Raw genomic sequence first — 24,613 nt, 5'->3', positions numbered from 1 at the left:
TCGATGCCTACGGTTCTATCCACCAAAAAACTCGCTCTTAACCAGAAAGAGTTATTGCTGAACAGCAGAATAGGATTGGTAGAATATGATGCGATCACTATTAAGTTCATTGATTTCAAATTAGAGGATAGCAAGATCGGGAATGCTATTTTCACCAGTAAAAATGCCCTGAAAGCAATTGAACGAAAGAATATTGCAGTTGAAAATTGCTTTTGTGTGGGTGAGAAAACGGCTGCTTATGCCGAAGCTCGTGGCTTGAAAATTTCAGCCAGGGCAGATAACGCCAAAGAGCTGGCTTTGCAAATAGTAAAAGAACATGCTCAAAAGGAATTTCACTTTTTCAGCGGAAATAAGCGAAGAGAAGAACTTCCGGAGATATTAAAAGAAAATAATATAAAATATAACGAGACCAGGGTTTACGAAACCAGCCTGAACCCAAGAAAATTCGAATCGGAATTTGATGGCATTTTGTTTTTCAGCCCCAGCGGAGTTAAGAGTTTCACTGAAAAGAACCCGTTAAATACAACGGCATTTTGCATTGGAGAAACTACCGCTACAGAAGCAAGAAAACATACAGATAAAATTATTGTCGCTACCAAACCCGCAATTGAAAATGTGATCGCAAAAGTGGTCTCGAATTTAAAGAACGAATAAAATACATCAGGAAATGATAAAGAACGACCTGTTTTTAAAAGCACTAAAAGGAGAATCTGTTGAACGCCCACCAGTTTGGATGATGAGACAGGCCGGTAGATATTTACCAGATTTCATGAAACTTAAGGAGAAATATGATTTCTTCACCCGTTGCAGAACTCCGGAGCTGGCTACAGAAATTACGGTTATGCCGATCAGGCAGATTGGACCTGATGCCGCTATTCTTTTTAGCGATATCCTGGTGGTGCCGCAGGCGATGAACATTGAAGTGGAAATGAAACCTGGGGTTGGACCATGGTTACCAAACCCTGTAAATACTGCCAAAAAGGTTGAGCAAGTAATCGTTCCAGATGTGAATGAAGAACTGGACTATGTTTTTGAAGCTATCAAACTTACCAAACAGGAACTTAACGACGATGTTCCTTTAATAGGTTTTGCCGGTTCTCCATGGACCATATTATGTTACTGCGTGCAAGGCCAGGGTTCAAAAACCTTTGACAAGGCGAAAAGATTCTGCTTTATGGAACCTATCGCTGCGCATACTTTATTACAAAAGATCACGGACACCACGATCGCTTATCTAAAGGAAAAAGTAAAAGCGGGTGTAGATGCTATACAGCTTTTCGATTCATGGGGTGGACTTTTAGAACCTAAAGATTACCAGGAATTCTCCTGGAAGTATATGCAGCAGATCATCGATGCATTAAAAGACGAAGTACCCGTGATCGCTTATGGTAAAGGATGCTGGTTCGCCTTGAAAGAAATGTCACAATCAGGTGCAGCTGCACTTGGAGTAGACTGGACCTGTGAAGCTAGAAACGCGAGGTATTTAAGTGGCGGACAGATCACCCTTCAGGGTAACTTTGACCCTGCAAGATTATATTCCAAACCAATTGAGATAAAGTATATGGTTAACGATATGATCAATGCTTTTGGTAAAGACAGATATATCGCCAACCTGGGCCATGGTATCTTACCAGATATCCCGGTAGATAACGCGAAAGCTTTTGTAGATGCGGTAAAGGGATACCAACCGCCAAACAGATGATACGCAGTAAGAGTTTTAGAGACGATGAAAATGAAAAGGCCGGGGAAGTCTTAACGGGTTTGCTTCAGGAAGACTTTATGCCAGATCTCTGGAGAAAAAGCCAGAGGGAAAAAGTCGATAAAGCGCTGGAGGAAATCATAGAAACCGGACTTTCGGGACTCTATGAAACTTTACCCGATGTATTGCTTCTAAAACTTCAAAATAAAAGATTCAGTGCAGACCAGTATGAACATTTTGGTGATCTTATGCTGAATATTACACTGGTGGAGCCAGACCATACACAACAATTGGCCAGCCATGCGTTATTCTTTTACGAATATTTCCAAACTGAATCTAAAACATATTCCTTCGGCCTGATCGAAAAAATAAAAGAAGCAAAATCCTTAAGTTAATGCGGAACGAGTTTTTAAAATATATAAAGGAACTACAGGATAAGATCTCCTCAAAACTTGAGGAAATTGATGGAAAGGCCAAATTCCACGAAGACATCTGGAAGCGCGAAGAAGGCGGTGGCGGAAGAACCAGGGTTATCGAAAATGGAAAGGTTTTCGAAAAAGGAGGAGTTAATATCTCTGCTGTTCACGGCGCTTTGGCTCCTGCAATGCAAAAATATTTTAAGGTTGGTGACGTAGATTTTTTCGCCTGTGGGCTCAGCCTGGTACTTCACCCAAAAAACCCTATGGTTCCTACAGTACACGCGAACTGGAGATATTTTGAAATGTATGATAAAGATGGAACCGTTATAGACCAGTGGTTTGGCGGCGGGCAGGACCTTACCCCCTATTATCTTTTTGAAGAAGATGCGAGACATTTCCATAAGGTCTCTAAAAAGGCCTGTGATCCCCATGGTTTTTCCTTATACTCAGATTATAAACAAAAATGCGATGAGTATTTCTGGAACGCACATCGCGATGAAGCCCGCGGAATTGGCGGACTTTTCTTCGATTACCTGAAAGGTGACAGCCATATGAAGATCGAAGACTGGTATGATTTTGTAACCGATATTGGAGATTCCTTCCTGGAAGCCTACGTTCCTATTGTGGAAAAGAGAAAAAACATGTCTTATACTGAAGAGAATAGAAAATGGCAGGAAATAAGACGTGGCCGCTATGTGGAGTTCAATTTAGTGCATGATAAAGGAACTTTATTCGGGCTTAAAACCAACGGAAGGATCGAAAGTATTTTGATGAGTCTGCCACCCCATGTACAGTGGGTCTATGACCATCATCCTGAAAAAGGAAGCGAAGAAGAGAAGCTGCTTAAAGTATTACAGAAGCCCGTGAAATGGGTTTAGAGGATAATAGCTTTAAGCTCTAAGTCTTAAGCTCTTATTATTGACAACTATGGTAGATTATAGAAATTATATGGTTTGGAAAAAGGCTCATGCCCTGGTACTGGAAATCTATAAAATTACCAGGAGTTTTCCTGCAGAGGAAAAATTCAATTTGATCTCACAATTAAACAGAGCGGCCCTTTCTATCCCAACGAATATTGTTGAAGGTTGTGGAAGAGAAACCCAAAAAGAATTTTTACGTTTCCTGCATATTTCTTCAGGTTCAGCTTTCGAACTTGAATATTTAATTTTAGTTTCTACAGATTTAAAATTTATAGATTCAGCAAATTCTGAAAAGCTGATGACTGAAATAATGGAAATCAAAAAAATGCTTTATGTACTAATTCAGAAAATTAAATCTGATCTATAATTAGCTTAAAGCTTATAACTTAAAACTTAACGCTATGTTCCCACTACGCCGAAACAGAAGACTAAGAACGAACGAATCTATAAGATCACTGGTTAGAGAGACCATTATCTCTCCTAATGATTTTATAGTGCCGCTATTTATTGTTGAAGGGAAAAATGTAAAAGATGAGATCGCATCTATGCCGGGATATTACAGGTATAGCCTCGATCTAATTGAAAAAGAGGTAAAGGAACTTTGGAGCCTGGGCTTGAAGTCGGTTTTGCTATTTGTAAAGGTGCCTGAAGATCTTAAAGATAACGCAGGTAAGGAAGCAATAAATCCTGAAGGCTTGATGCAACGAGCAATAAAAACCGTGAAGAATGCCGTTCCTGAAATGCTGGTAATGACCGATGTTGCCCTGGATCCTTATTCTGCTTACGGACATGACGGGATCATTGCCGACGGAAAGGTATTGAATGATGATACTACTGCCCTGCTTGCTGAAATGTCTCTTTCCCACGCCAAGGCAGGAGCAGATTTCGTAGCGCCAAGTGATATGATGGATGGTCGTATTTTTGAAATACGCAGCCTCCTTGAAGATGAAGGATTCGATGAAACAGGCATCATGAGCTATAGCGCGAAATATGCTTCCGCTTTTTACGGACCCTTTCGAGATGCATTGGATTCGGCCCCGGTAGACGCCAAGGATATTCCAAAAGATAAAAAGACCTACCAAATGGATCCTTCAAATCGCGATGAAGCCATTAGAGAAACTTTGATGGATATCGAAGAAGGTGCCGATATAGTTATGGTAAAACCTGGATTGTGCTACCTGGATATCGTCAGAGATATCAAGAACGTTGTAAATGTACCTGTTGCGGTATACCAGGTAAGTGGGGAATACGCAATGATAAAAGCTGCAGCCGAAAAAGGCTGGCTAGATCATGATGCCGTAATCCTGGAACAATTAACCGCTATTAAACGTTCAGGAGCGAATATGATCGCTTCCTATTTTGCGAAAGAAGCAGTGAAATTAATTTCTTAATATCATTCCCCGATTTAAAAGGTTTGGGTTTAATAATTTATATAACAGGAGTGCCGGTTTAATTCGACCGGCATTTCTATTTCTGAGTATTTTAACACCAAATAAAATAATCTAGATCTGAAAAATATAACTATAATTTTCAGTCACGAATCTGTTTTCTCAGTAGCTTTACATTGTGAAAATTAAGAAGTCTTCTTTTTTTAGTCTGTTCCTGCTGCAGGTTATTTTCCTAACCTCAGCCACGAACGCTTTTGCTTTCACCAAAGTAACTCCAGATCTTGATTCAAGACAGGGAGAATTTCTAAGAACAGAGCAGAATACCAAGGCTGTAATTTTTGAAGAGACTGTTGCTGAAGGTAACTTTAGATCTTCACAGGAGAATGAAAATGATTTCTTTCCCCAGTACCTGGATCTACGTTTTACCGAATTTGAATCCCAAGTATCTTCTGAAGAAAAAGTTGCTTCAACTTTTCAGCCGAACAAGAGAAACCTTTTAAAAACACAGATTTTTCCCTTCCATTTTTTCTGGTAATTAAACAGCTTATTTACAGGCTTTAAAAAGCAAAATTTACTCGTTCCTTTTATGAGCGGGTAGTTGTTCAATTACTTAATAAAAATAAAATGGATAAATCATCTTTAATGATCGGAACACTGTTGTTCGTTATCTTCATGTTCCCAATAATATACGTTTTGCGAAAACAAAAATCCATAGAAGCGAAACAAAAAAAAGCCCTTAATACAATTGCCGGGAAACACGGCCTTAAGCTGGATAAATTCGAAACTATTGGTCATTTAAGCCTTGGGCTGGACAGTTCGAATAAAATTCTGGTAGCGATTGATCCCAAAATGGAAATAGATCATTTAGTGATAGACCTGAAAAAGGTGAGCAAGGTGAATATTTCAAAAAACACTCTTCGTGTTGATTCTAATAAAGAAAGGATCATTCATCTTGGTCTTCAGCTTGCAGAGCAAAATTCTTCAAAAGTGACCGAACTGGTCTTTTATGATGAAGAGGATTATGAAAGCACCGATGCGGACATACGCTTGCATGAGGCAAAAAAATGGGATGAGATCATTCATAAAAATATGGCCGTTTAAGCCCTGTTATCAGTAATAATTAGAAGCCTTTCGGGATACCGGAAGGCTTTTTTAATTCCCTTTTATCATTTCTTTTTTAAATTTTGCATTCAGAATATATAAATTAGCCAGTCTAACAGTCATTTAAGCGTATGGGCTTATTATTTATTTATGCATTTTTATCGATCTTCTTTTCATTCATGTGCTCAATACTTGAAGCGGCATTGCTCAGTATTACGCCATCATACATTAAGATCAAGAAGAAAGAAGGTAAACCTTATGCCAAAATCCTGGCAAGTTTAAAGCAGGATATCGATAAACCTCTTATAGCAATTCTAACCATAAACACCATTGCGCATACCGTAGGTGCTATCCTGGTTGGGGTGCAGGCAGAGAAAACATTTGGTGATGGCGGCAATTCTGTAGGGATCGTCTCTGCGGTGATGACCCTGGCCATTCTTATTTTATCTGAGATCATCCCAAAAACCATTGGAGCCACTTACTGGAAGTCCCTGGGAAATTTCACAGCCAGAGCGCTAACCTTGATGATCTTCCCATTGAAGTATACCGGAATTCTATGGCTATTGATGCTTACTACAAAACTTATAGGAAAATCGGCCCACGTAAGTTCTATGAGCAGGGAAGAATTTGCAGCTATAACAGATGCTGCGGAAGAAGAAGGTGTATTTGAAGAAAGCGAGACTACGGTGATCAAAAACCTTCTGGTATTTAAATCTGTGGAGGCAAAAGATGTGATGACCCCATTTTCTGTGGCGATAACCGAAGATGAGAGCCTTTCATTAAAGGAATTTCATCAGAACCATAAAAACCTGAAGTTTTCGCGTATTCCTGTTTACCAGGGTAGATCTACAAACATTTCCGGTTTTATCCTTAAAGATGATGTTCTTGAAGAAGTAATCGATGAAAAAGGTCACCAGCCTTTAAGCGAAATAAAAAGAGACATCCTCGTTACCAATGATAACACGCCTATTCCGGAACTTTTTGAAATTTTTGTTCAGAAAAGGGCGCATATTTCCATGATCGTGGACGAATACGGTAATGTTACCGGAATCGTCACCATGGAAGATATCATTGAAACCCTGCTAGGCCTTGAGATCATGGATGAAAGTGATAGTGTTGAGGATATGCAGATGCTGGCCAGAAAGAACTGGGAAAGACGTGCAAAACGCCTTGGATTGATCCAGAGAAAACAGGATCAGGAAACAGAAGATGCTGAGGAGAAGAAAGAAGAAAAGAAAGACGAGGAGAAAACTGAAGAAGAGGAAAAGAATGAAAAAAGCCAGAATTAAGACTCCTCTGGGAATTGCAGAATTAACGGGTGATTCATATGGACTGGCTTCAGTAAAGGTTTTGGATGAAGGTATTGTTTCTGCAGAAATCCCTTCAGAACTGCAAGAACCTGCTTCACAGTTGGAAGCATATTTCCAGGGAATCTTAAAAAGCTTCGATCTTAAATTGAATCCGCAAGGCACAGATTTTCAGAAAAAAGTCTGGAAAAAATTACTTGAGATCCCTTATGGTACTACTACCTCTTATCTTCAGTTATCAAAAGATTTGGGAGATAAGAAAGCTATCAGGGCTGTAGCTTCGGCTAATGGAAAAAATCCTTTATGGTTCATCGTTCCCTGCCACCGGGTTATAGGCAGTGATGGATCGCTTACCGGTTATGCCGGAGGATTACAAAGAAAAAAATGGCTGCTCGATATGGAAAACCCTCCTTCACAGCAAAGTCTGTTTTAAAAATAGTATTTTACTACTGGAAAAATTGAGTCTCAACTTTCCTCAATTCTGGTTGAATTAAAATATTATAGATGAAAAAGCTCTCAAAAGCATTTTTATTATTCATTGCATTCCTGCTTCTGGCCTCCTTGGTATTATATGTTGCAGGTTATGGCTATATCTTTAAGGGAATTGCCACGACCTATTTTACAGGTCATAAGACCGCCTTTATAGACGACTACACTTATTTTGATAACCATGTGATCCAAAAACCAGATAAAGTTCAGCCATGGGCTTTATCTCAAGATTATAACGAAGCTTCACCAACTTCAAAATTAGATAGTCTTAACCAGGAACTGGAGACCGCTGCTTTTCTCATCATCAAAAATGACAGCATCTGGTTCGAGGAATATTATAATGGTTACAATGAAATGTCCAGGACCAATTCGTTTTCCATGGCAAAAAGCATTGTTTCTGCTTTAATGTTCAAGGCCATTCAGGATGGTCACCTGGAAAACATCAACCAACCAGTAGCAGATTTTTATCCCCAATTTGATAAGCAACTTACTATTGGAGATCTTTCTTCAATGTCCTCTGGGCTTAACTGGAACGAGAACTATTATAATCCCTTCGCCTCTACAGCAAGAGCCTATTTTGATGATGATATTAAAGAACAGATCCTGGATCTTAAAGTTATAAATAAACCGGGCAAAGAATTTAAATACCTCAGCGGCAACACCGAATTATTGGGTATGGTCATAGCAAAAGCCACCGGAAAAACCCTGAGCCAATACCTAAGTGAAAGTTTCTGGCAACCAATGGGAATGAACGATGATGCTCTATGGCAGCTGGACAGCAAAGAATCGGGTATGGAAAAGGCCTATTGCTGTATCGCCAGCAATGCTCGCAATTTTGCCAAATTCGGGAAGCTATTCATCAACGATGGTGAATGGCAGGGAACACAGTTACTGGATTCGGCTTATATCGCAAAAGCCTCAAAACCGAGATTCGAAGAAACTCCCTATTATGGTTACGGCTTCTGGCTGAGCGATCATCTTGATAAAGATATCTTTTACATGCGCGGGATTTTAGGCCAGTACGTTATAGTAATTCCTGAAGATGACCTGGTGATCGTACGGCTGGGCAGTAAACTTATAAGAAGTACAAACGGTGATAAACATTACCAGGACTTTTATATGTATATTGAGGAAGCTTATAAAATGTTAGATCATGCTTCTTAAATTAAACCTGGAAAATATCCTTTTTCTGGATATTGAAACCGTACCTGAATTCAGGGATTACTCTGAATTAGATGAGGTAAAAAAATCGTTGTGGGATGAAAAATCCAAGTATCAGCGAAAAGATGAGTTTACTGCTGAAGAATTCTATTCCCGCGCCGGCATTTGGAGCGAGTTTGGAAAGATCATTTGTATCTCTGCCGGTTTCTTCAGTTTCAGGGATGGAAGCAGGCATTTCAGGCTGACCAGTTTTAAAGGAGAGGAAAAAGAATTATTAAGAGATTTCACGAGCCTGCTGGAAAAGTATTTTCCCCAGCCTTATAATCTTCTTTGCGCACATAATGGGAAGGAATTCGATTTTCCGTATATCGCCCGGCGTATGCTTATTCATAATATGAGACTTCCGGCAAAGCTTGATCTCTTCGGAAAGAAGCCCTGGGAAGTACCTCATCTGGATACCCTGGAATTATGGAAATTCGGAGATTATAAACATTATACGTCCCTTAAACTTCTAACCCATGTTCTGGGAATACCATCTCCCAAGGAAGATATAGATGGTTCTATGGTAAGGGACATATATTATGAGAATGGAGAACTGGACCGTATCGTGAAATATTGCGAGCGGGATGTGGTGGCTATAGCACAGGTTATCCTGAAGCTTAGGCAGGAAAATCTGCTTAGTGATAGCGAGATCACTTCTCTGGAATAATAAATACTATTATTAAAGCCCTGATATTAGGCTGCTGAAAAGCCATAAATTTCTTTAACAAAACCTTAACTACGAATACAAAACCCCACCCCTTTTCATAAGCGTACATATAGCAGTTAAAAACAAGAAAGTTTTTGATCTAAAAACAAACCTTATGAAAAAAGTTAAGCTTTTCGCAGTTTTAGGAATTGCTCTTTCCGCAGCAATTTTTATAGCCGCAGACCACGTAGATGCTCCGGGAGTGGCCGGAACTTCAGCAGATATCGCTGATTTTTATGCATTCGAACCAACTACAGGATCCAGTAACACGGTATTTATTGTAGATGTCCAATCCAACGTTCTTCCAGACCTTACTTATGGAAGCTTCGATGAAGATGTACTTGTAGAGATCAATATCGACCTTGATGGAGACCTGGTTGAAGACAGAGTGATACAGGCGATCCCTAGAGACGGGATGATGTATTTCTTCGGACCTTTTACTCCAGGTTCTACAGGACTTGATAGTGAAGTTAATACCGACAGTCCTTTAGGTAGCGTAGAAATTTCTTCTACCACGGCTATCACTAACACTACTGCCAGTGGAGCTTCCATATTTGCAGGACCAAGACAGGATGCGTTCTATTTTGATTTTGTGAGATTCAACGAAGTTGTAGCTCCTACTGCAGAGGACAATTCAGGATTCAACGTTCCAGGAACAGATACCTTCGACGGTGCCAACACCCTGTCTATTGCTTTGGAAATTCCAAATTCTTTACTGGGAACTCCAACTGCCACCAATGTTCTGGGAATCCCGGTTTACAAAACATGGGTAACTACGAACCGTAAACAATAGACTTTAATTATTTAAAAAATAGAATTATGAGATTACGTAATATAAATATTTTGTTCTCTGCCCTATGCCTAAGCATATTGATGGTAGGTTGTAGCGAAGATGATGACTTTATGATGACTGAAACTGATGGGATGAACCCGCCACCGGTAATGGAGGTAGATTTCAGTGGAACTTATAGCCAGGTAGACCATATGGGAAGACCAGGAATAAACACTGTTCTTAGCAGCAGTTCAGAGATCAAGAACATGCACAACAGAACGATCCCTTCTGAAATGGGGGCTGCTTTCCAGGCTTCTTTTGAAGCACAACTGGAAGGTTTGCACGATGCATATGCAGTAGCTCTTGGAGCAGACCCGGCAGCAATTAATTTTGAACCTAATATCCTTGGTGATATCCTTAACGGGCCTGAACCAACTTCAATGGATAATCCAAACCCGGTTTCAGCAACTGTATTAACCACAGTTCTGGCTGCAGATGTACTTGAAGTAGCACCAGACGCCCCTACGACCTATTTTAACCCAGGAAGTGGAGCACCAACTTTTGAAGGAGCAGTAGGCCTTACTGGCAGAACGCTTCAGGACGATGTGATCGATGTTTCCCTTATCCTTTTATTTGGTGGAGAAACCGGAGCACGCTTTAATGGTGAAGGTGGATTACCTCAACTGGTTACCGACGGTGTGGCTTTAACCGCAGATAATATAACCAGCAGTTTTCCGTATATCGGAGCGCCGGAATAATATGAATTTTGCCTAGAGGTTGTATGCGGGAAACATTCCCGATCACATACAACCTCTTTTTTATCTAATAAGTAGAAATCATGAGAATCAATATTTTTTACATCCTTCTTTCCATCCTGATCATAGGCTGTGACAGGCAATCTAAAGAAATAGTTTCCAGTCCCGGGGATTACAATAAATACCTTGCCGTACAGGAAACAAGAACTACTTCTCCCTATTTTGAGCTGTGGAATTCAAAGATCACTGCAGATAGTGTAGAATTGCCAAGTTTCGGGCCCGTAGCAGGACAATACAATTCCTTCTTCGAGTCTACTGGTGATGTTGAATATCTTAAGAAAGCAGAAAAAACCCTGGAAAAGGCGGTGGAAGTAGCGAATATTGATAAAGACAAATATTACCGCTCTTTAGCCAGGAATTATATTTCTCAGCATAGATTTAAAGAAGCTTTGGTATACGCTGATTCGGCTTCGTATCTGGGAAAAGATCTTCCCGAAAATCAGCATCTTTTATTTGATGTTCATATGGAACTGGGACATTATATAAAGGCTGATAGCCTGCAAAAGCTGTTTGCAGATCCCTACGATTTCAATTATATGATACGTGCAGCCAAATGGAACGATTATAAAGGTGATCTGGACCGTACGATCATGTTCATGGAGAAAGCACGGCAAAAGGCAGAAGAAAGCAAGAACAGGAGCTTATTATTGTGGGTTTACTCCAATATCGCAGATTATTACGGTCATGCCGGAAGGATAAAGGAAAGTTATGATCATTACTTAAAAACCCTGGAGATAGATCCCGCGAATTCTTACGCTAAAAAAGGAATCGCCTGGATACTTTTCTCTCATGAAGATAATACCGAGGAGGCTCTTCGAATTTTAGATTCCATTCTGGTAAGCCACCAGTCGCCCGATCTTTACCTCTTAAAGGCCGAAATAGCCGAAAGCAATGGGAATTCGAAATTAAAAAATGAATCTCTTGATAACTACATTAAATTGACCAGTAAACCGGAATATGGTGAGATGTATAATGCCCATAACCTTAAAGTTTACCTGGCTGAAAACGGAAATGAACAAAAGGCACTGCAACTGGCCAGAAAGGAAATAGCTAACAGAGCCACACCAGAAACTTATCAAATGCTGGCACTGGCAGAATTGGAAAATGGCAATAAGGCGGAAGCTTTACAGATCATAGAAAATAATGTTGCTGGTAAAACTTTTGAACCCGAAGCACAGTTAGCGATGGCTAAGGTTTATAAGGCCAATAATCGTAAGAGTGAGGTTGAAAGATTGAAAGGCGAGCTACTGGAAGCCAAATTTGAACTGGGACCGGTAACTTATAAAGAAATACAGGCTTTGTAAAAACCCAATACTTTCCATTTTATAAAAGGTCTGAATATTCAAGATATTCAGACCTTTTTAAATTTTAATACACTACTAATCAAAAACTTACCCAGCCAAACTTCTGGTTTTCTCAAATCTGAATGTTACCTTTATATAGCTATTAATCTTTTTTCTAACTAAAAATTTAATTCTATGTATTTATATATCGAAATGTGGAATGTCACTACCAGGTGGATGAAATTAAGCCGGGAAAAGAGAAAGGAACTCATGGATAATATGCATCAGCGTGTGAATAACATGAAAGCTAGTGGTGTAGAAAACCTGGGTTGGGCCCGTAATGATGAATTCACTCCATATCGCAGTGATTACCGTTATATGACCGTCTGGAAAATGCCCTCTATAGAAGAAGTAAAGGTTCTTGAAAGCAACCTGGAAAAGGTTGGCTGGTATAACTATTTCTCGCAAGCTAACTCCAGAGGAGAACTTATTACCCAGGATGAAGCAATAGACTTCCTGATAGACATCGAAGAGAATTCAACTTCGTTTGCATAAAAAAAGCCGGATCGTTAAATCCGGCTCTTTCATTTGGCAAATCAAATTTAAAGCTTGATGAACTTCTTAACGATCTCCTTTTGACCATCACTGAACCTGATTATATAAGTTCCGCTGGTTAATTTTGATACATTAATTACCTTATTAAGTGTTCCGGAAGCCACTTCATAGCCAACAGAATTAAAGATCTTGTAATCCAGTTTTCTGTTGTCTGGAATATCCACATTCAGGCGGTTTCCACTTACTACCGGGTTTGGATAAAGGCTGGCGTCAAAAACATTTTTCTCGTTACCAAGAGCTTTTGAATCACCTAAAGCGTATCCGTTGCCGGCTATATTTGCAGCCGCCTGTCCTACGTTCACCGTGTAGTCTTCAACTTCACCATAAGAGAAGGTCTCACAGGCTGTTTGAACCGAATTATACTTCATGGAAACTCTCATTCTTGTAGGTCCTGCAGTTGCGGTAGTAGGCACCGTAAAAGAAGCAGATAAAGTTCCGCTGCTGGATGAAGATCCGTTTACTACAAGTTCTGAAGTTTCAAAAACACCATCCTTATCATAATCTATCCATATCTTCCAGTACTCTGTATAAGCGGTACCAGAAAAACCGGTACTTATATAAATAGTATTAGATCCATAGGGCAGGTTTGCGCTCATAGAAGTGAAATCCTGGTAACCGCCATTATTCCCTGTAGGATTGTTCAAATTATTCAATTGTACAAGGTCTATCCACTCGTAGTTAGAATCATTCCCTTTTGAAGCACAATAAGAAACTGAACTACCCAGGGTTGTTACAGATATCGTATTCGATTTTGCTGAAACATTTCCAGCCTCATCCTTAGCTTTTACGTAAAAAGCATAAGTGGTTGAAGAAGTAAGACCAGTGATGTTGGAACTGGTTGATGTTGTAGAACCTAGCAAACTTCCATCCAGGTAAATATCATAACCTGTTACGGCTACATTATCTGAAGAAGCATTCCAGGAAAGGCTTGTAGTAGTTTGAGTAGTACCGCTGGCCGCCAAATTAGACGGTGCAGAAGGCGCTTGGGTATCTGCAGCACCAGCACCAATGTTTACTGTGTAATCTTCTACTTCTCCATAATTAAAGCTCTCACATGCGGTTGGAATACCGTTGTATTTCATAGAAACTCTCATTCTGGTTTCCCCGCTGGCAGCATTAGCCGGCACAGTGAAAGATCCGGAAACCGGAGTAGTTTTAGAGGCTGCTTTGCTCCATACCAGTTCTCCTGCATCGCTAAAATCACCATTCTGATTATAATCGATCCACACTGCATAGCCTTCATTATAGGTAGTTCCTGTCCAGGTTGGAGTTATAGTTATAGTGTTAGAATTTCCTTTTGAAAGATTTGTGGAAACAGAAGTAAAGTCTGTATATCCGCTGCCTGCAGGAGAAGCATTATCTATATCTCCTAATTGAACTCTACCTATGTATTCATCTGCAACACTATTTCCTTTAGAAGTACAGTAGCTAACATTTCCATACTCTGCTCCAACCCCAACGGCATAAAATGCATTGGTCACAGCGATCTCTTCCGGAGAACCTTCCCCATAAAGATCTATGGCAGACTGAATTCCGTAAGTCCTGGCATTGGCAAAAGTTGAATTGGCAGAAAGGTAAACGCTTTCCAGTCTATAGGCTATTCTAGCCGCTTTATCTATACTGATCCCCGTCACGTTGAACGAGTTTCCAATATCGTTGGTACCAGATTTCCCGACAGCCAGAACATAGAACCAGTAATTTAAAACTCCGCTATTGGTATGCACTCCACAATAATCATTTTGATCTGTAGGTGTACAGTTCACATTTTTCCAGTAAGTTCCTCCATAAGTATCTGGCTGACCCTCAGAATTAGGATCGCTCATAGATCTTAGAGCAGCACTACCGGAACGTCTTTCGATGTCTTCCCCGATCAACCAGGTAGATTTTGAAGGTGCAGCATAATATTCAACGCAGGCTCCCCAGATATCGGAAAAACCTTCGTTCATAGCTCCGGATTCTTTCTGATAGGCCAGGTTAGCTGTTTTTTCACAAACCGCGTGTCCAATTTCGTGGGCAGCAACATCTAGTGAAGTAAGTATGTCAAAATAAGTTCCACTACCATCACCATAGGTCATTACACTACCATTCCAGTAAGCATTATCATAAGCATTGTCGTAATGCACATAACTGCGAATAGCCGCTCCCTGGTTATCAAAACTGTTACGATTGTGAACACTGGCAAAATAATCATAGGTCTTTTCTGCACCCCAATGTGCATCTAATGCGCCATTATCTTTTGCGGCATTATTATGCTCTGCTGCTGTCCAGTTATTATCATTATCGGTGAAGTTAACCGCGTTGCTGTAATTAGTCCCGGTATTCATATCATAGGTTTGTATACCGTTACCCCTGGTCACATCAGAAAGTATATAAGAAGATCCGCTTACAGAGGTTTGAATACTTTTGGACCCGCTATACCTTGTAGCTGCAGTTCCTGTTGCAAACATGGCATCTTCCAGCATCGATCTTTTAGATGTTGCTGCATTACCAGATTTAGCATGACTAAACTTACCGGCATGCTTTATAACGGCATCGTATAATAAAGCTCTACCGTTTTTAGCGTCGATATAAAGATTACCACGACTTACCGGTGCTGTCGCGTAGATATCAAATTTGTAAGCTAAGCGAACCTCTTCTTTAAAACTCTTTTCGTTTACCGCTTCAAATTCCATGGTAGGTAACAGTACCAGTTCGCCTTCAGGTTTGCTGTAACCTATTTTAGCGGCACTGGCAGGATCTTCCCATAGATAGGATTGCGCTCCTATATGCTGAACAGCTTTTCTAAAAGCTACCTGTGCAGAGATCTTTGGGGTGACATCCACATCTTCAACATTGTAGTATTCACCGCTCATAGATCGCAGATCCTCTCCAGCCGAATGAATGGTATAGGTTGCGAATTCTACTTTAAGGTCTTTGTAGAATAACTGGAATTTGTCATGTTTAAAGCCTGCGTTATCCCGCTCCGATTTTATTTTTTTGAAGTTCGAATGGTCGTTTAGCTTCAACTGTTCCTTAAACAGCTTTCGGTTATCACTTGCTTTGTAGCTGGAATTTTCTTTAAATACGATAAGGGTGGGCTTCCCCTTCTCGTCATTGATACGTTTTTTTACCTCCTTGTCAGATTCCTGAGCATTTGTGTGGAAAGTAAAAAGGGTTAATCCCGCAAATAATGCGGAATTGAGGAGTAATTTTTTTCTCACGTTAATAGGGTTTAGTTTGGTTTTACTGGCCCTAAAGTAGGAGATTATAACATTATGATAAAATTTTAACGCATTTTAACGAATTATTCTGCACTTAATCGATGTTTATAGAAGCTCTTAGCCCAGACTAGAAAAGGATGTAACAGGTGATGTTAAAGTTTTGAGCCTCATCCAAAACCATCACCTACCACATCCTTTCATAAGAATTAGTAGAAAGCTGTTATTTAGCCCAGTTTCATCTCTGGTATTTCACCTTCAACTATTAATTTTCCTTCGGTAGCCTGCTGAATTTCTTCAACGCTAACGCCAGGTGCTCTTTCCAGTAACTTGAAACCTTCATCGGTTACCTCGATAACCGCTAGATTGGTAACGATCTTGGTCACGCAACCTACTCCTGTTAAAGGCAGCGAGCATCGTTTTAAAAGTTTCGATTCTCCCGCTTTATTGGTATGCATCATTGCAACGATAATATTTTCAGCCGAAGCAACAAGGTCCATCGCTCCTCCCATACCTTTTACCATTTTTCCAGGGATCTTCCAGTTCGCGATATCACCATTTTCAGCAACTTCCATAGCGCCAAGAATGGTTAGATCTACATGCTGACCGCGAATCATCCCAAAGCTTGTGGCTGAATCAAAAAAACTTGCTCCCGGTAAGGCGGTGATCGTTTGTTTACCTGCATTGATAAGGTCGGCATCTTCCTCTCCTTCAAAAGGAAATGGCCCCATACCAAGAATTCCGTTTTCACTCTGAAATTCTACCTGTATATCATCTCTTACAAAGTTAGCTACCAGGGTTGGAATACCTATTCCCAAGTTCACATAATATCCATCTTTTACCTCTTTAGCTATTCTTTGTGCTATTCCGTTTTTGTCCAGTGCCATAATTATGCTTTTTGTCTTACCGTGCGTTGCTCAATTCTTTTCTCGTAGTTCTTTCCTTCAAAGATCCTTTGTACGAAGATCCCTGGAATATGAATTTGATTTGGATCTAATTCACCAGGTTCTACAAGCTCTTCAACCTCAGCCACCGTGATAGTAGCCGAACCGCACATAACCGGATTAAAATTTCTGGCTGTCCCTTTAAAGATCAGGTTCCCAGCCTTATCACCTTTCCAAGCCTTTACAAAAGCGAAGTCGGCTTTAAAAGCTTTTTCCAGCACATACATTTTACCATCAAATTCACGGGTTTCTTTTCCCTGAGCAACCTCGGTACCGTAACCAGCCGGGGTATAAATAGCCGGAAATCCCTGCTGAGCAGCCTGGCATCTGGCCGCAAGAGTTCCCTGCGGAATTAGTTCCACATCAAGTTCCCCGCTAAGCATTTGTTTTTCGAAGATCGCGTTCTCCCCTACATAGGAAGAAACCATTTTATCGATCTGTTTTTTATGAAGTAATTGTCCCAGGCCAAAATCATCGACCCCGGCATTATTAGAGATACAGGTAAGGTTTTTTACATTTAAGCGAACCAGCTCAGAAATGGCATTTTCGGGGATTCCGCATAGTCCGAAACCTCCCAGCATAAACGTCATCCCGTCCTTTACGCCATTCACGGCCTCCTGTACGTTATCAACAGTTTTTATGATCATTTTTTCAGTATTTTAACCGAAAATACAAAAATAAAAATGTGGTTACAACGCTAAAAGACCACTTCCTTGATTTATCTGAAAATAATCGTAGTTATTATTGCGAAAATTCTAAAAATCCAGTTCGTCTGGCACCGAATTATCAGTTTCTTTAGAAGCACCATAATTATCACAGTCTACGGCAATACTTAGGTTTTCCGGCTTTTCAAATTCTCCTTTGGAAACCTCAAGTTCTGGATCTGAATAGACATCTTTCATATACATCCCCCAGATAGGTAAGGCCATGGTCGCTCCCTGCCCGTAGGTGATGGTAGGGAAATGAACCGCTCTGTCTTCAGCTCCAACCCAAACTCCTGTAACCAGGTCTGGCACCATTCCCATGAACCATCCATCACTCTGATTTTGAGTAGTACCGGTCTTACCGGCAATCGGATTTTTGAAATCGTATGGATATCCGGTTACAGCTCTCTCATAATCTGTACGTCCTTTGGCCCAAGTTCCTCTCAACCTGGTTCCTGAACCACCCTGGGTTACACCCTCGAGTAAATTAACGGTTACATAGGCTGCTTCCTTACTCAGAACGTCTCTGGTTTCAGGCACATTTTGATATAGAACTGTTCCGTTCTTATCCTCAATTCTATTTACCATCACCGGTTTAATATAAACTCCCTGGTTGGCAAACGTGCTGTAAGCTGAAACCATCTCAAAAAGACTAATATCTGCTGTTCCCAAAGCGATAGAAGGCACTGCCGGGATATTCTCTGTATCTATTCCCAGTTTACCTATCAAATCTATTACCGGCCCAGGTCCAGTTTTATCTATAAGACGGGCAGTAATGGTATTTACTGAACTAGCCAGCGCCTTTTTAAGGGTATACATACCATCATATTCATTGTCACTGTTCGCGGGTGACCAGTCATTCATATTACCATGTTTTCCTGCTTCAATGGTAAACTTACTTCTCGGTAAGGTGTCACATGGTGAGAATTTAAGCTGATCTATGGCCGTTGCATACACGAAAGGCTTGAAGGTAGATCCTACCTGTCTCTTCCCCTGTTTTACGTGTTCATATTTAAAATGCTTAAAGTCGATTCCACCAACCCAGGCTTTTACTTCACCGGTTTGTGGTACCATAGACATCATACCAGCCTGTAGAAAAGATTTATAATACAGGATAGAATCCCTTGGGGTCATCACCGTATCTATAGTTCCATTCCAGCTGAAAACACGCATTTCAGCATCTTCTTCGAAAGACTTTTTGATCTCTTCTTCAGATTTTCCCTGAGCTTTCATCTTTTTCCATCTCGCGGAAACTCTCATCGCATTCTGAATACTATTTTCTACCTGGGACTTATCGATATCCCTGAAAGGTGCCGTTGGATTCTTTTCATTCTGGCGGTCAAATTCTTTCTGAAGATGAGAAATATGTTTGGTTACGGCCTCTTCGGCATATTTCTGCATTCTTGAGTCAATGCTCGTATAGATCTTTAAACCATCACGAAATAAATTGTATTCCTCACCATCTGGTTTAGGATTTTTCTCGATCCAGTCTTTCATGAATCCCTGCAGATATACTCTAAAATATGTCGCCATACCTTCGTCATGACCTTCAGGAGTGAATTCTATTTTCATAGGTAATTTCTGAAGCGAGTCCATTTCGGTCTCAGAAATAAAGCCATTCCTGTTCATTTGTTCAAAGACCTGGTTTCTTCTGGATTTTACCAGTTCAGGCCTTCTCATTGGATTATAAAGGGCTGAATTCTTAAGCATTCCCACAAGAACAGCAGATTCTTCTATCTTTAGTTCTCTTGGCTCCTTATCAAAATAGATCTTGGAGGCAGAACGAATTCCCACCGCCTGGTATACAAAATCGTATTTATTGAAATACATGGTAATGATCTCCTCTTTGGTGTACTGTCTTTCCAGTCTCGTTGAGATCACCCATTCTTTTACTTTCTGAAAAACCCTTTCAAGGTCATTCTGGGCAACATCTGCGGTAAATAACTGCTTTGCCAGCTGTTGCGTAATGGTACTCGCACCCCCACGGGTTCCCAGGAACACGGCCGCACGAACGGTTCCTTTAGCATCGATCCCGGCATGTTGATAGAATCTTTCATCTTCGGTCGCAACCAAAGCCTGCACCAGGTGTTCCGGCAAGTCTTCATATTTTATAGGAGTCCTGTTCTCGCTGTAATATTTCCCCAAGGTTTTTCCGTCTGAAGAAAAAATTTCGGTAGCAAGATTGGTTTCAGGATTTTCGAGCTCATCAAAACTTGGCATTTTACCGAATGCTCCCCAACCTGCAAGAAGAAAAATAAGAACGGCTGCCAGAAGTCCAATTCCGAAAAGGGTCCAGAAACCGATTATATATTTACGATTGCTATGAGCAGGTTTTTTAGTCTTTTTTGTAGTGCGGGCCATTATCTATATCACAAAAATTAATTATCGCTGTTTTCAATTCTGAATCCTACGTCGGTAATTCCTTCCAGTACCTGGACGCCATCCACTTCACCATTCTTACGCATTGCCTGCTGAATGGTTACTTTGTATTCTCCGGGTTCATCGAATCTAACATCCTCTTTATACCAAAGCTTACTTTCTTTTACATCACCAAATCCTGTGCCGAGCCATTCTCCATTAGGCTTCGTCATTTCATATTCCAGGGTATCGCTGATAACTTTTCCCTGCGGAAATTTAATTTCGGTGATCAAAAAAAGATTGCTGTATTGATATTCATTATTGTTCCTTACGTTTATAAAAAGATCATAAACCTTACTGGAATCTATATTATTAAGCTGAAAAGTAACTACCGAATCTTTATTCCAGCCTCCTAGTGATTTATATTCATCATATACTCTATTCCTGTCACAAGAGGAAAAAGCGATGATCATTAAAGCCAGAAAAGAAACAAAAAAAGCACTACGCATTCTTAGATCTTGAGGAATTTCCTTTACGTTTTTTTCTCTTTTTATTAGGACGCTTTTTACGCTGTTGTTTAGGTTTATCAAAACGTGTTAAACTATCTTCTCCAACGGCATTATTGAAATTCTTGGTATTGGTTTCTTCCAGTTGCAGATCAAGAGCATATTCTTCCAGGCTCCCTACAGCTTCATCTTTTTTGTTCTTAGCGATGATCTTATTGGCCTGCTCTGGTGTTAAAGTATGCCAGTTCATCCACTCCCCTTCATATGCATACCATAAAAGCCCTTTGAATATGTCGATCTTCTGACATACTGCAGTTCCCTTTTTGGTCTTTAATTTAACGTCGGTTTTTGGAAAAGATTTTAATGCTTCCAGATAAGTGTCTAATTCGTAATTCAAACAACACTTAAGCTTCCCACACTGTCCCGCTAATTTCTGCGGATTCAGGGATAATTGCTGGTATCTCGCCGCAGAAGTGCTTACCGATCTAAAATCTGTTAACCAGGTAGAACAGCAAAGTTCACGACCACAAGAACCAATTCCTCCCAATCTGGCCGCTTCCTGGCGCAGACCGATCTGCTTCATTTCGATACGGGTATTGAATTCACGGGCGAATTCCTTGATCAGCTGGCGGAAATCTACACGATCCTCAGCCGTATAATAAAAAGTACATTTAGAACCATCTCCCTGGAACTCGATATCGCTGATTTTCATGCTTAGTTTAAGCCTGATCGCGATCTGCCTGGACCTTTGTTTGATCTTCTCTTCCCGGTCACGGGCTTCCTGCCAAACATCGATATCCTTCTGGGATGCCTTTCTATATATTTTAAGGAACTCTCCAGAATTTGGATCTTCCTTTTTCTTTTTCATCTGCACCCTAACCAGCTCCCCGGTAAGGGTTACAATACCAACATCATGACCCGGACTGGCTTCAGTTGCCACCACATCACCGATACTAAGGCTTAAATTTTCTGTGTTTTTGAAGAAATGTTTGCGACCGTTCTTAAAGCGAACTTCAACAAAATCGAAAGGTTCTACGCCCCCGGGAAGGGACATATTAGAAAGCCAATCGAAAACGGTAAGTTTATTACATCCGTCGGTTCCACAGGTTCCATTATTCTTACATCCTTTCGGCTGACCGTCTTTGCCGGTCGAGCAACTTGTGCAAGCCATATATTATATATATTGAGGAAGTTACTTTTTCGTGTTCATATTTAATCATCATTCTGTCCTGCCCATCAGGCAATTATCGCAGAATCTCCTTCATCTTCGACAGGCTAAATATTAGCCAGACACGTTTATTAAAGCACCTCCTTGAGGTTCATAAAAATTTTCAACAGTAAATATACCAATATTAATTGGCACCACCATTTTAGAAAACAAACCTAATGCTTAAATCGCAGAACCTCAGATCTTCCTTTTTTAAAGATCTTATTGCTGGCTCCTTTTCCTTTTCTCAAGGCTTTTTGCTCCTCGTAAGGCAGGGCAGCTATCTCTTTACAATCGTCTGAACAGCAATTATTCATTTTTTCAGCGCATTCTTCACACTGAATAAAAAGCAAATGACAGGCTTCATTGGCACAATTCACATGCGTATCGCAAGGTTTTCCGCATTGATGGCACTGAGCGATCACGTCTTCTGAAATTCGCTCGGCACGCCTGTGGTCAAACACGAAATTCTTACCAATGAATTTATTTTCAAGCTTCTGTTTCTCAACCTGTCGCGTATATTCAATGATCCCGCCTTCAAGCTGAAATACATTTTTAAATCCGCGGTGTTTGTAATAGGCACTGGCTTTCTCACAACGAATTCCGCCGGTACAATACATCACCAGGTTCTTATCTTCCTTATGCTCCTTAAGATCTTCCTCGATTATATCCAGAGAATCCCTGAAGGTATCTACATCTGGAGTTATCGCTCCCTGGAAATGACCAATTTCGCTTTCGTAGTGGTTTCTCATATCCACCAAAATCGTGTTTGGATCATTTATAAGTTCATTGAATTTGGCAGCATCTACATGAACACCTTTATTGGTAACATCAAAGGTATCATCATTCAAACCGTCTGCAACGATCTTTTTTCTAACCTTAACTTTTAACTTAAGGAAGGATTTTATATCGTGTTCAATAGCAATATTCAAACGAACATTTTCCAGGAAATAGATATCATCTATAAAAGCCTTGAATTCGGCAAAGCGTTTTGCCGGAACCGAAAGCTGGGCATTTATCCCTTCGTGGGCAACGTAAATTCTACCAAGAACATCCATCTGGTCCCAGGCAATGAATAAATGATTTCTGAATAGTTCGGGATTTCCGATCTTTGCGTAAGCATAGAAAGAGAGCGTAAGCCTGTCTTCACCGGCTTCTTCTAAAAGGGCTTCTCTTTCTTTAGCGCTCAATTTATTGTACAGTTGCATGCTATACTAATATTTTAAGTGTTAAAGAAAATTTTTGCAAAGATACATTTTTCCATTAATAAGCCATAAAAGTTCCTACAGAATAGGTTTTGTCCAAATATTTGGAATAATTCCATAAATCGTCCATAATAATTATTGTATTGCAGCAAAACTTATCTTATTTTAGCAGACCTTATTTCAAATTTATAAAACACATAAATGAGCAACGATAAAGAAAAAGAAGCGAAATTAAAGGCACTAAAGCTTACCCTTGATAAGATGGATAAAACCTACGGTAAAGGGACCGTTATGAAGATGAGCGACCAGGTCGTAGTAGATGTAGATGCGATCTCCACCGGTTCTTTAGGTCTTGATCTTGCCTTAGGTGTTGGAGGATATCCAAGAGGAAGGGTGATAGAAATTTATGGACCTGAATCTTCAGGTAAAACAACCCTAACGCTGCATGCCATTGCTGAAGCTCAGAAAAAAGGAGGAATTGCAGCGTTTATTGATGCAGAGCACGCCTTTGATCGTTTTTACGCGGAAAAGCTGGATGTAGATATCGATAACCTTATTATCTCTCAACCAGATAACGGGGAACAGGCTCTTGAAATTACCGATAACCTTATTCGCTCTGGCGCAATAGATATTATTGTAATTGACTCCGTAGCCGCGCTTACTCCAAAAAGTGAGATCGAGGGGGAAATGGGAGATTCTAAAATGGGTCTTCATGCGAGATTAATGTCTCAGGCTCTTAGAAAGCTTACCTCTTCTATTAGTAAAACAAATTGTACGGTTATTTTCATTAACCAGTTAAGAGAGAAGATCGGGGTGATGTTCGGGAATCCTGAAACCACTACCGGTGGTAACGCTCTAAAATTCTACGCATCGGTAAGACTGGATATTAGAAGATCAACTCAAATAAAAGACAGCGCCAATAACGTAATGGGTAACAAGACCCGGGTGAAGGTGGTTAAGAATAAAGTAGCTCCACCATTTAAAACCGCCGAATTCGACATTATGTACGGAGAGGGAGTTTCCAAGATAGGTGAGATCATCGATATTGGAGTGGATTATGAGATCGTGAAGAAAAGCGGTTCATGGTTCAGCTACGAAGACACAAAATTAGGCCAGGGTCGTGATGCGGTTAAAACACTGCTGAAAGATAATCCAGACCTCATGGAGGAACTCGAAGAGAAGATCAAAAATGCGATCAAGATCGCTAAAGAATAAAAAAGTCCCCGAAAGGGGATTTTTTTTTGGATAGCACGCAACCTTTTCACTTTCATTTCATCTAGGAGATAGAAATAAACATTAAATAAAAAAATGAAAAGATTAATGCTATTTGTCCTTCTGGGACTTTTAATGACGAGTTGTTCCCCGGAAGATGATGGTCCGAACATTGAATATGGGTTAGCTCCAATAACAGATTCAGAATTCCCCGCGTATTTTGAAGCTGGAAAAAATTATGATATTAAGCTTACCTACAAGCTGCCAAGCTCATGTCACAATTTCGTTGGTTTTGACGGAGGGAGAGAAGATATCAACTCACAGGAATTCTTTATTTATGCTTTGACCACGAGAAACCTGGACCGTACAGATTGTGATACTGAAGATGCAGAATTGACCAATTTTAGTACGATCAGAAATTTTATGATCAGTGAAAATGTTTCTGAGGATGAAGTTTTTATTTTTAATCTTTGGATAGAAAATGATGCTGAAGGCAACCCGGTTTATGAAACCATTGAAATCCCTGTTGGAGAAACCGATTTGGAACCGGCTAGCTAAAGTTT

At 40.3% G+C, this 24,613-nt stretch carries 25 protein-coding genes; 18 read left to right on the top strand and 7 right to left on the bottom strand.

Annotated features, from left to right (window positions below):
• Positions 1 to 3 precede the first annotated feature (3 nt).
• From C8P64_RS05465 to C8P64_RS05390, 16 genes are all read left to right on the top strand, one after another.
• Positions 4 to 654 (top strand): uroporphyrinogen-III synthase, encoded by a 651-nt coding sequence (locus C8P64_RS05465; RefSeq protein WP_108171011.1) that lies wholly within the window; start codon positions 4 to 6, stop codon positions 652 to 654.
• Between the two features lie 13 nt (positions 655 to 667).
• Positions 668 to 1,702: a uroporphyrinogen decarboxylase gene (hemE, locus tag C8P64_RS05460; protein ID WP_108171010.1), complete on the top strand. Its 1,035-nt coding sequence runs from the start codon at positions 668 to 670 to the stop codon at positions 1,700 to 1,702.
• The gene (locus C8P64_RS05455) at positions 1,699 to 2,094 is read left to right on the top strand and encodes a hypothetical protein (RefSeq protein ID WP_108171009.1); all 396 of its coding nucleotides are present in this window, start codon (positions 1,699 to 1,701) and stop codon (positions 2,092 to 2,094) included. Before hemE ends, C8P64_RS05455 begins: the two co-directional genes overlap by 4 nt.
• Positions 2,094 to 2,996: an oxygen-dependent coproporphyrinogen oxidase gene (hemF, locus tag C8P64_RS05450; protein ID WP_108171008.1), complete on the top strand. Its 903-nt coding sequence runs from the start codon at positions 2,094 to 2,096 to the stop codon at positions 2,994 to 2,996. The genes C8P64_RS05455 and hemF overlap by 1 nt, the downstream gene beginning before the upstream one ends.
• Positions 2,997 to 3,045: 49 nt before the next feature.
• Complete coding sequence (locus C8P64_RS05445; protein ID WP_108171007.1) at positions 3,046 to 3,405, top strand: four helix bundle protein; 360 nt, start codon at positions 3,046 to 3,048, stop codon at positions 3,403 to 3,405.
• Positions 3,406 to 3,439: 34 nt separating this feature from the next.
• Complete coding sequence (hemB, locus tag C8P64_RS05440; protein WP_108171006.1) at positions 3,440 to 4,429, top strand: porphobilinogen synthase; 990 nt, start codon at positions 3,440 to 3,442, stop codon at positions 4,427 to 4,429.
• 175 nt (positions 4,430 to 4,604) lie between these two features.
• A complete protein-coding gene (locus C8P64_RS05435; protein ID WP_108171005.1) occupies positions 4,605 to 4,961 on the top strand; it encodes a hypothetical protein in 357 nt (118 codons plus the stop codon).
• A gap of 107 nt (positions 4,962 to 5,068) precedes the next feature.
• On the top strand, positions 5,069 to 5,527 hold the full coding sequence (locus tag C8P64_RS05430) for a hypothetical protein (protein ID WP_146167180.1): 459 nt from the start codon (positions 5,069 to 5,071) through the stop codon (positions 5,525 to 5,527).
• Positions 5,528 to 5,658: 131 nt separating this feature from the next.
• Entirely contained in the window at positions 5,659 to 6,816 is a 1,158-nt protein-coding gene (locus tag C8P64_RS05425) for a CNNM domain-containing protein (protein ID WP_108171003.1), read from the top strand.
• Positions 6,797 to 7,267, top strand: a complete 471-nt coding sequence (locus tag C8P64_RS05420; protein ID WP_108171002.1) for a methylated-DNA--[protein]-cysteine S-methyltransferase — start codon at positions 6,797 to 6,799, stop codon at positions 7,265 to 7,267. The genes C8P64_RS05425 and C8P64_RS05420 overlap by 20 nt, the downstream gene beginning before the upstream one ends.
• A 71-nt stretch (positions 7,268 to 7,338) precedes the next feature.
• Positions 7,339 to 8,487: a serine hydrolase domain-containing protein gene (locus C8P64_RS05415; protein ID WP_108171001.1), complete on the top strand. Its 1,149-nt coding sequence runs from the start codon at positions 7,339 to 7,341 to the stop codon at positions 8,485 to 8,487.
• Complete coding sequence (locus C8P64_RS05410) at positions 8,477 to 9,193, top strand: 3'-5' exonuclease (RefSeq protein WP_108171000.1); 717 nt, start codon at positions 8,477 to 8,479, stop codon at positions 9,191 to 9,193. The genes C8P64_RS05415 and C8P64_RS05410 overlap by 11 nt, the downstream gene beginning before the upstream one ends.
• Before the next feature lie 154 nt (positions 9,194 to 9,347).
• Positions 9,348 to 10,025: a DUF4331 family protein gene (locus C8P64_RS05405; RefSeq protein WP_108170999.1), complete on the top strand. Its 678-nt coding sequence runs from the start codon at positions 9,348 to 9,350 to the stop codon at positions 10,023 to 10,025.
• Positions 10,026 to 10,051: 26 nt separating this feature from the next.
• A complete protein-coding gene (locus C8P64_RS05400) occupies positions 10,052 to 10,762 on the top strand; it encodes a DUF4331 family protein (RefSeq protein ID WP_108170998.1) in 711 nt (236 codons plus the stop codon).
• Positions 10,763 to 10,842: 80 nt separating this feature from the next.
• Positions 10,843 to 12,123 carry a tetratricopeptide repeat protein gene (locus tag C8P64_RS05395; RefSeq protein ID WP_108170997.1) on the top strand — a complete coding sequence of 427 codons (1,281 nt, stop codon included), beginning with the start codon at positions 10,843 to 10,845 and terminating at the stop codon, positions 12,121 to 12,123.
• Between the two features lie 174 nt (positions 12,124 to 12,297).
• Positions 12,298 to 12,657: a DUF6616 family protein gene (locus C8P64_RS05390; RefSeq protein ID WP_108170996.1), complete on the top strand. Its 360-nt coding sequence runs from the start codon at positions 12,298 to 12,300 to the stop codon at positions 12,655 to 12,657.
• Between the two features lie 47 nt (positions 12,658 to 12,704).
• Here the strand turns inward: C8P64_RS05390 and C8P64_RS05385 are convergent, their stop codons facing one another.
• From C8P64_RS05385 to trhO, 7 genes are all read right to left on the bottom strand, one after another.
• Positions 12,705 to 15,917, bottom strand: a complete 3,213-nt coding sequence (locus C8P64_RS05385; RefSeq protein WP_108170995.1) for a M4 family metallopeptidase — start codon at positions 15,915 to 15,917, stop codon at positions 12,705 to 12,707.
• 224 nt (positions 15,918 to 16,141) lie between these two features.
• On the bottom strand, positions 16,142 to 16,801 hold the full coding sequence (locus C8P64_RS05380) for a CoA transferase subunit B (protein WP_108170994.1): 660 nt from the start codon (positions 16,799 to 16,801) through the stop codon (positions 16,142 to 16,144).
• Positions 16,802 to 16,803: 2 nt separating this feature from the next.
• Entirely contained in the window at positions 16,804 to 17,505 is a 702-nt protein-coding gene (locus C8P64_RS05375; protein ID WP_108170993.1) for a CoA transferase subunit A, read from the bottom strand.
• 108 nt (positions 17,506 to 17,613) lie between these two features.
• Positions 17,614 to 19,923: a penicillin-binding protein 1A gene (locus C8P64_RS05370; protein ID WP_108170992.1), complete on the bottom strand. Its 2,310-nt coding sequence runs from the start codon at positions 19,921 to 19,923 to the stop codon at positions 17,614 to 17,616.
• Positions 19,924 to 19,940: 17 nt separating this feature from the next.
• The gene (locus C8P64_RS05365) at positions 19,941 to 20,429 is read right to left on the bottom strand and encodes a gliding motility lipoprotein GldH (protein WP_108170991.1); all 489 of its coding nucleotides are present in this window, start codon (positions 20,427 to 20,429) and stop codon (positions 19,941 to 19,943) included.
• Complete coding sequence (locus C8P64_RS05360; protein ID WP_108170990.1) at positions 20,422 to 21,597, bottom strand: PSP1 domain-containing protein; 1,176 nt, start codon at positions 21,595 to 21,597, stop codon at positions 20,422 to 20,424. Before C8P64_RS05360 ends, C8P64_RS05365 begins: the two co-directional genes overlap by 8 nt.
• A gap of 212 nt (positions 21,598 to 21,809) precedes the next feature.
• Complete coding sequence (gene trhO / locus C8P64_RS05355) at positions 21,810 to 22,841, bottom strand: oxygen-dependent tRNA uridine(34) hydroxylase TrhO (RefSeq protein WP_108170989.1); 1,032 nt, start codon at positions 22,839 to 22,841, stop codon at positions 21,810 to 21,812.
• 198 nt (positions 22,842 to 23,039) lie between these two features.
• On the opposite strand from trhO, the gene recA reads away from it, so the two are divergent.
• Both recA and C8P64_RS05345 read left to right on the top strand, forming a co-directional pair.
• Positions 23,040 to 24,053: a recombinase RecA gene (gene recA, locus C8P64_RS05350; protein WP_108170988.1), complete on the top strand. Its 1,014-nt coding sequence runs from the start codon at positions 23,040 to 23,042 to the stop codon at positions 24,051 to 24,053.
• A gap of 93 nt (positions 24,054 to 24,146) precedes the next feature.
• Entirely contained in the window at positions 24,147 to 24,608 is a 462-nt protein-coding gene (locus tag C8P64_RS05345; RefSeq protein WP_146167179.1) for a hypothetical protein, read from the top strand.
• Positions 24,609 to 24,613: the final 5 nt, after the last annotated feature.

Origin of the sequence: Christiangramia gaetbulicola (assembly GCF_003054225.1) — a bacterium.
Classification (GTDB): Bacteria; Bacteroidota; Bacteroidia; order Flavobacteriales; family Flavobacteriaceae; genus Christiangramia; species Christiangramia gaetbulicola.
The sequence above is the reverse complement of the archived record's forward strand: the minus strand, read 5'-3'. Positions and strand labels throughout refer to the sequence as shown.

What these genes read in the sequence shown, in the direction of transcription:
- C8P64_RS05465 (WP_108171011.1), top strand. Translation starts at nt 4, where the DNA reads ATGCCTACGGTTCTATCCACCAAAAAACTCGCTCTTAACCAGAAAGAG.
- hemE (WP_108171010.1), top strand. Translation starts at nt 668, where the DNA reads ATGATAAAGAACGACCTGTTTTTAAAAGCACTAAAAGGAGAATCTGTT.
- C8P64_RS05455 (WP_108171009.1), top strand. Translation starts at nt 1,699, where the DNA reads ATGATACGCAGTAAGAGTTTTAGAGACGATGAAAATGAAAAGGCCGGG.
- hemF (WP_108171008.1), top strand. Translation starts at nt 2,094, where the DNA reads ATGCGGAACGAGTTTTTAAAATATATAAAGGAACTACAGGATAAGATC.
- C8P64_RS05445 (WP_108171007.1), top strand. Translation starts at nt 3,046, where the DNA reads ATGGTAGATTATAGAAATTATATGGTTTGGAAAAAGGCTCATGCCCTG.
- hemB (WP_108171006.1), top strand. Translation starts at nt 3,440, where the DNA reads ATGTTCCCACTACGCCGAAACAGAAGACTAAGAACGAACGAATCTATA.
- C8P64_RS05430 (WP_146167180.1), top strand. Translation starts at nt 5,069, where the DNA reads ATGATCGGAACACTGTTGTTCGTTATCTTCATGTTCCCAATAATATAC.
- C8P64_RS05425 (WP_108171003.1), top strand. Translation starts at nt 5,659, where the DNA reads ATGGGCTTATTATTTATTTATGCATTTTTATCGATCTTCTTTTCATTC.
- C8P64_RS05420 (WP_108171002.1), top strand. Translation starts at nt 6,797, where the DNA reads ATGAAAAAAGCCAGAATTAAGACTCCTCTGGGAATTGCAGAATTAACG.
- C8P64_RS05415 (WP_108171001.1), top strand. Translation starts at nt 7,339, where the DNA reads ATGAAAAAGCTCTCAAAAGCATTTTTATTATTCATTGCATTCCTGCTT.
- C8P64_RS05410 (WP_108171000.1), top strand. Translation starts at nt 8,477, where the DNA reads ATGCTTCTTAAATTAAACCTGGAAAATATCCTTTTTCTGGATATTGAA.
- C8P64_RS05405 (WP_108170999.1), top strand. Translation starts at nt 9,348, where the DNA reads ATGAAAAAAGTTAAGCTTTTCGCAGTTTTAGGAATTGCTCTTTCCGCA.
- C8P64_RS05400 (WP_108170998.1), top strand. Translation starts at nt 10,052, where the DNA reads ATGAGATTACGTAATATAAATATTTTGTTCTCTGCCCTATGCCTAAGC.
- C8P64_RS05395 (WP_108170997.1), top strand. Translation starts at nt 10,843, where the DNA reads ATGAGAATCAATATTTTTTACATCCTTCTTTCCATCCTGATCATAGGC.
- C8P64_RS05390 (WP_108170996.1), top strand. Translation starts at nt 12,298, where the DNA reads ATGTATTTATATATCGAAATGTGGAATGTCACTACCAGGTGGATGAAA.
- C8P64_RS05380 (WP_108170994.1), bottom strand. Translation starts at nt 16,801, where the DNA reads ATGGCACTGGACAAAAACGGAATAGCACAAAGAATAGCTAAAGAGGTA.
- C8P64_RS05375 (WP_108170993.1), bottom strand. Translation starts at nt 17,505, where the DNA reads ATGATCATAAAAACTGTTGATAACGTACAGGAGGCCGTGAATGGCGTA.
- C8P64_RS05370 (WP_108170992.1), bottom strand. Translation starts at nt 19,923, where the DNA reads ATGGCCCGCACTACAAAAAAGACTAAAAAACCTGCTCATAGCAATCGT.
- C8P64_RS05365 (WP_108170991.1), bottom strand. Translation starts at nt 20,429, where the DNA reads ATGCGTAGTGCTTTTTTTGTTTCTTTTCTGGCTTTAATGATCATCGCT.
- C8P64_RS05360 (WP_108170990.1), bottom strand. Translation starts at nt 21,597, where the DNA reads ATGGCTTGCACAAGTTGCTCGACCGGCAAAGACGGTCAGCCGAAAGGA.
- trhO (WP_108170989.1), bottom strand. Translation starts at nt 22,841, where the DNA reads ATGCAACTGTACAATAAATTGAGCGCTAAAGAAAGAGAAGCCCTTTTA.
- recA (WP_108170988.1), top strand. Translation starts at nt 23,040, where the DNA reads ATGAGCAACGATAAAGAAAAAGAAGCGAAATTAAAGGCACTAAAGCTT.
- C8P64_RS05345 (WP_146167179.1), top strand. Translation starts at nt 24,147, where the DNA reads ATGAAAAGATTAATGCTATTTGTCCTTCTGGGACTTTTAATGACGAGT.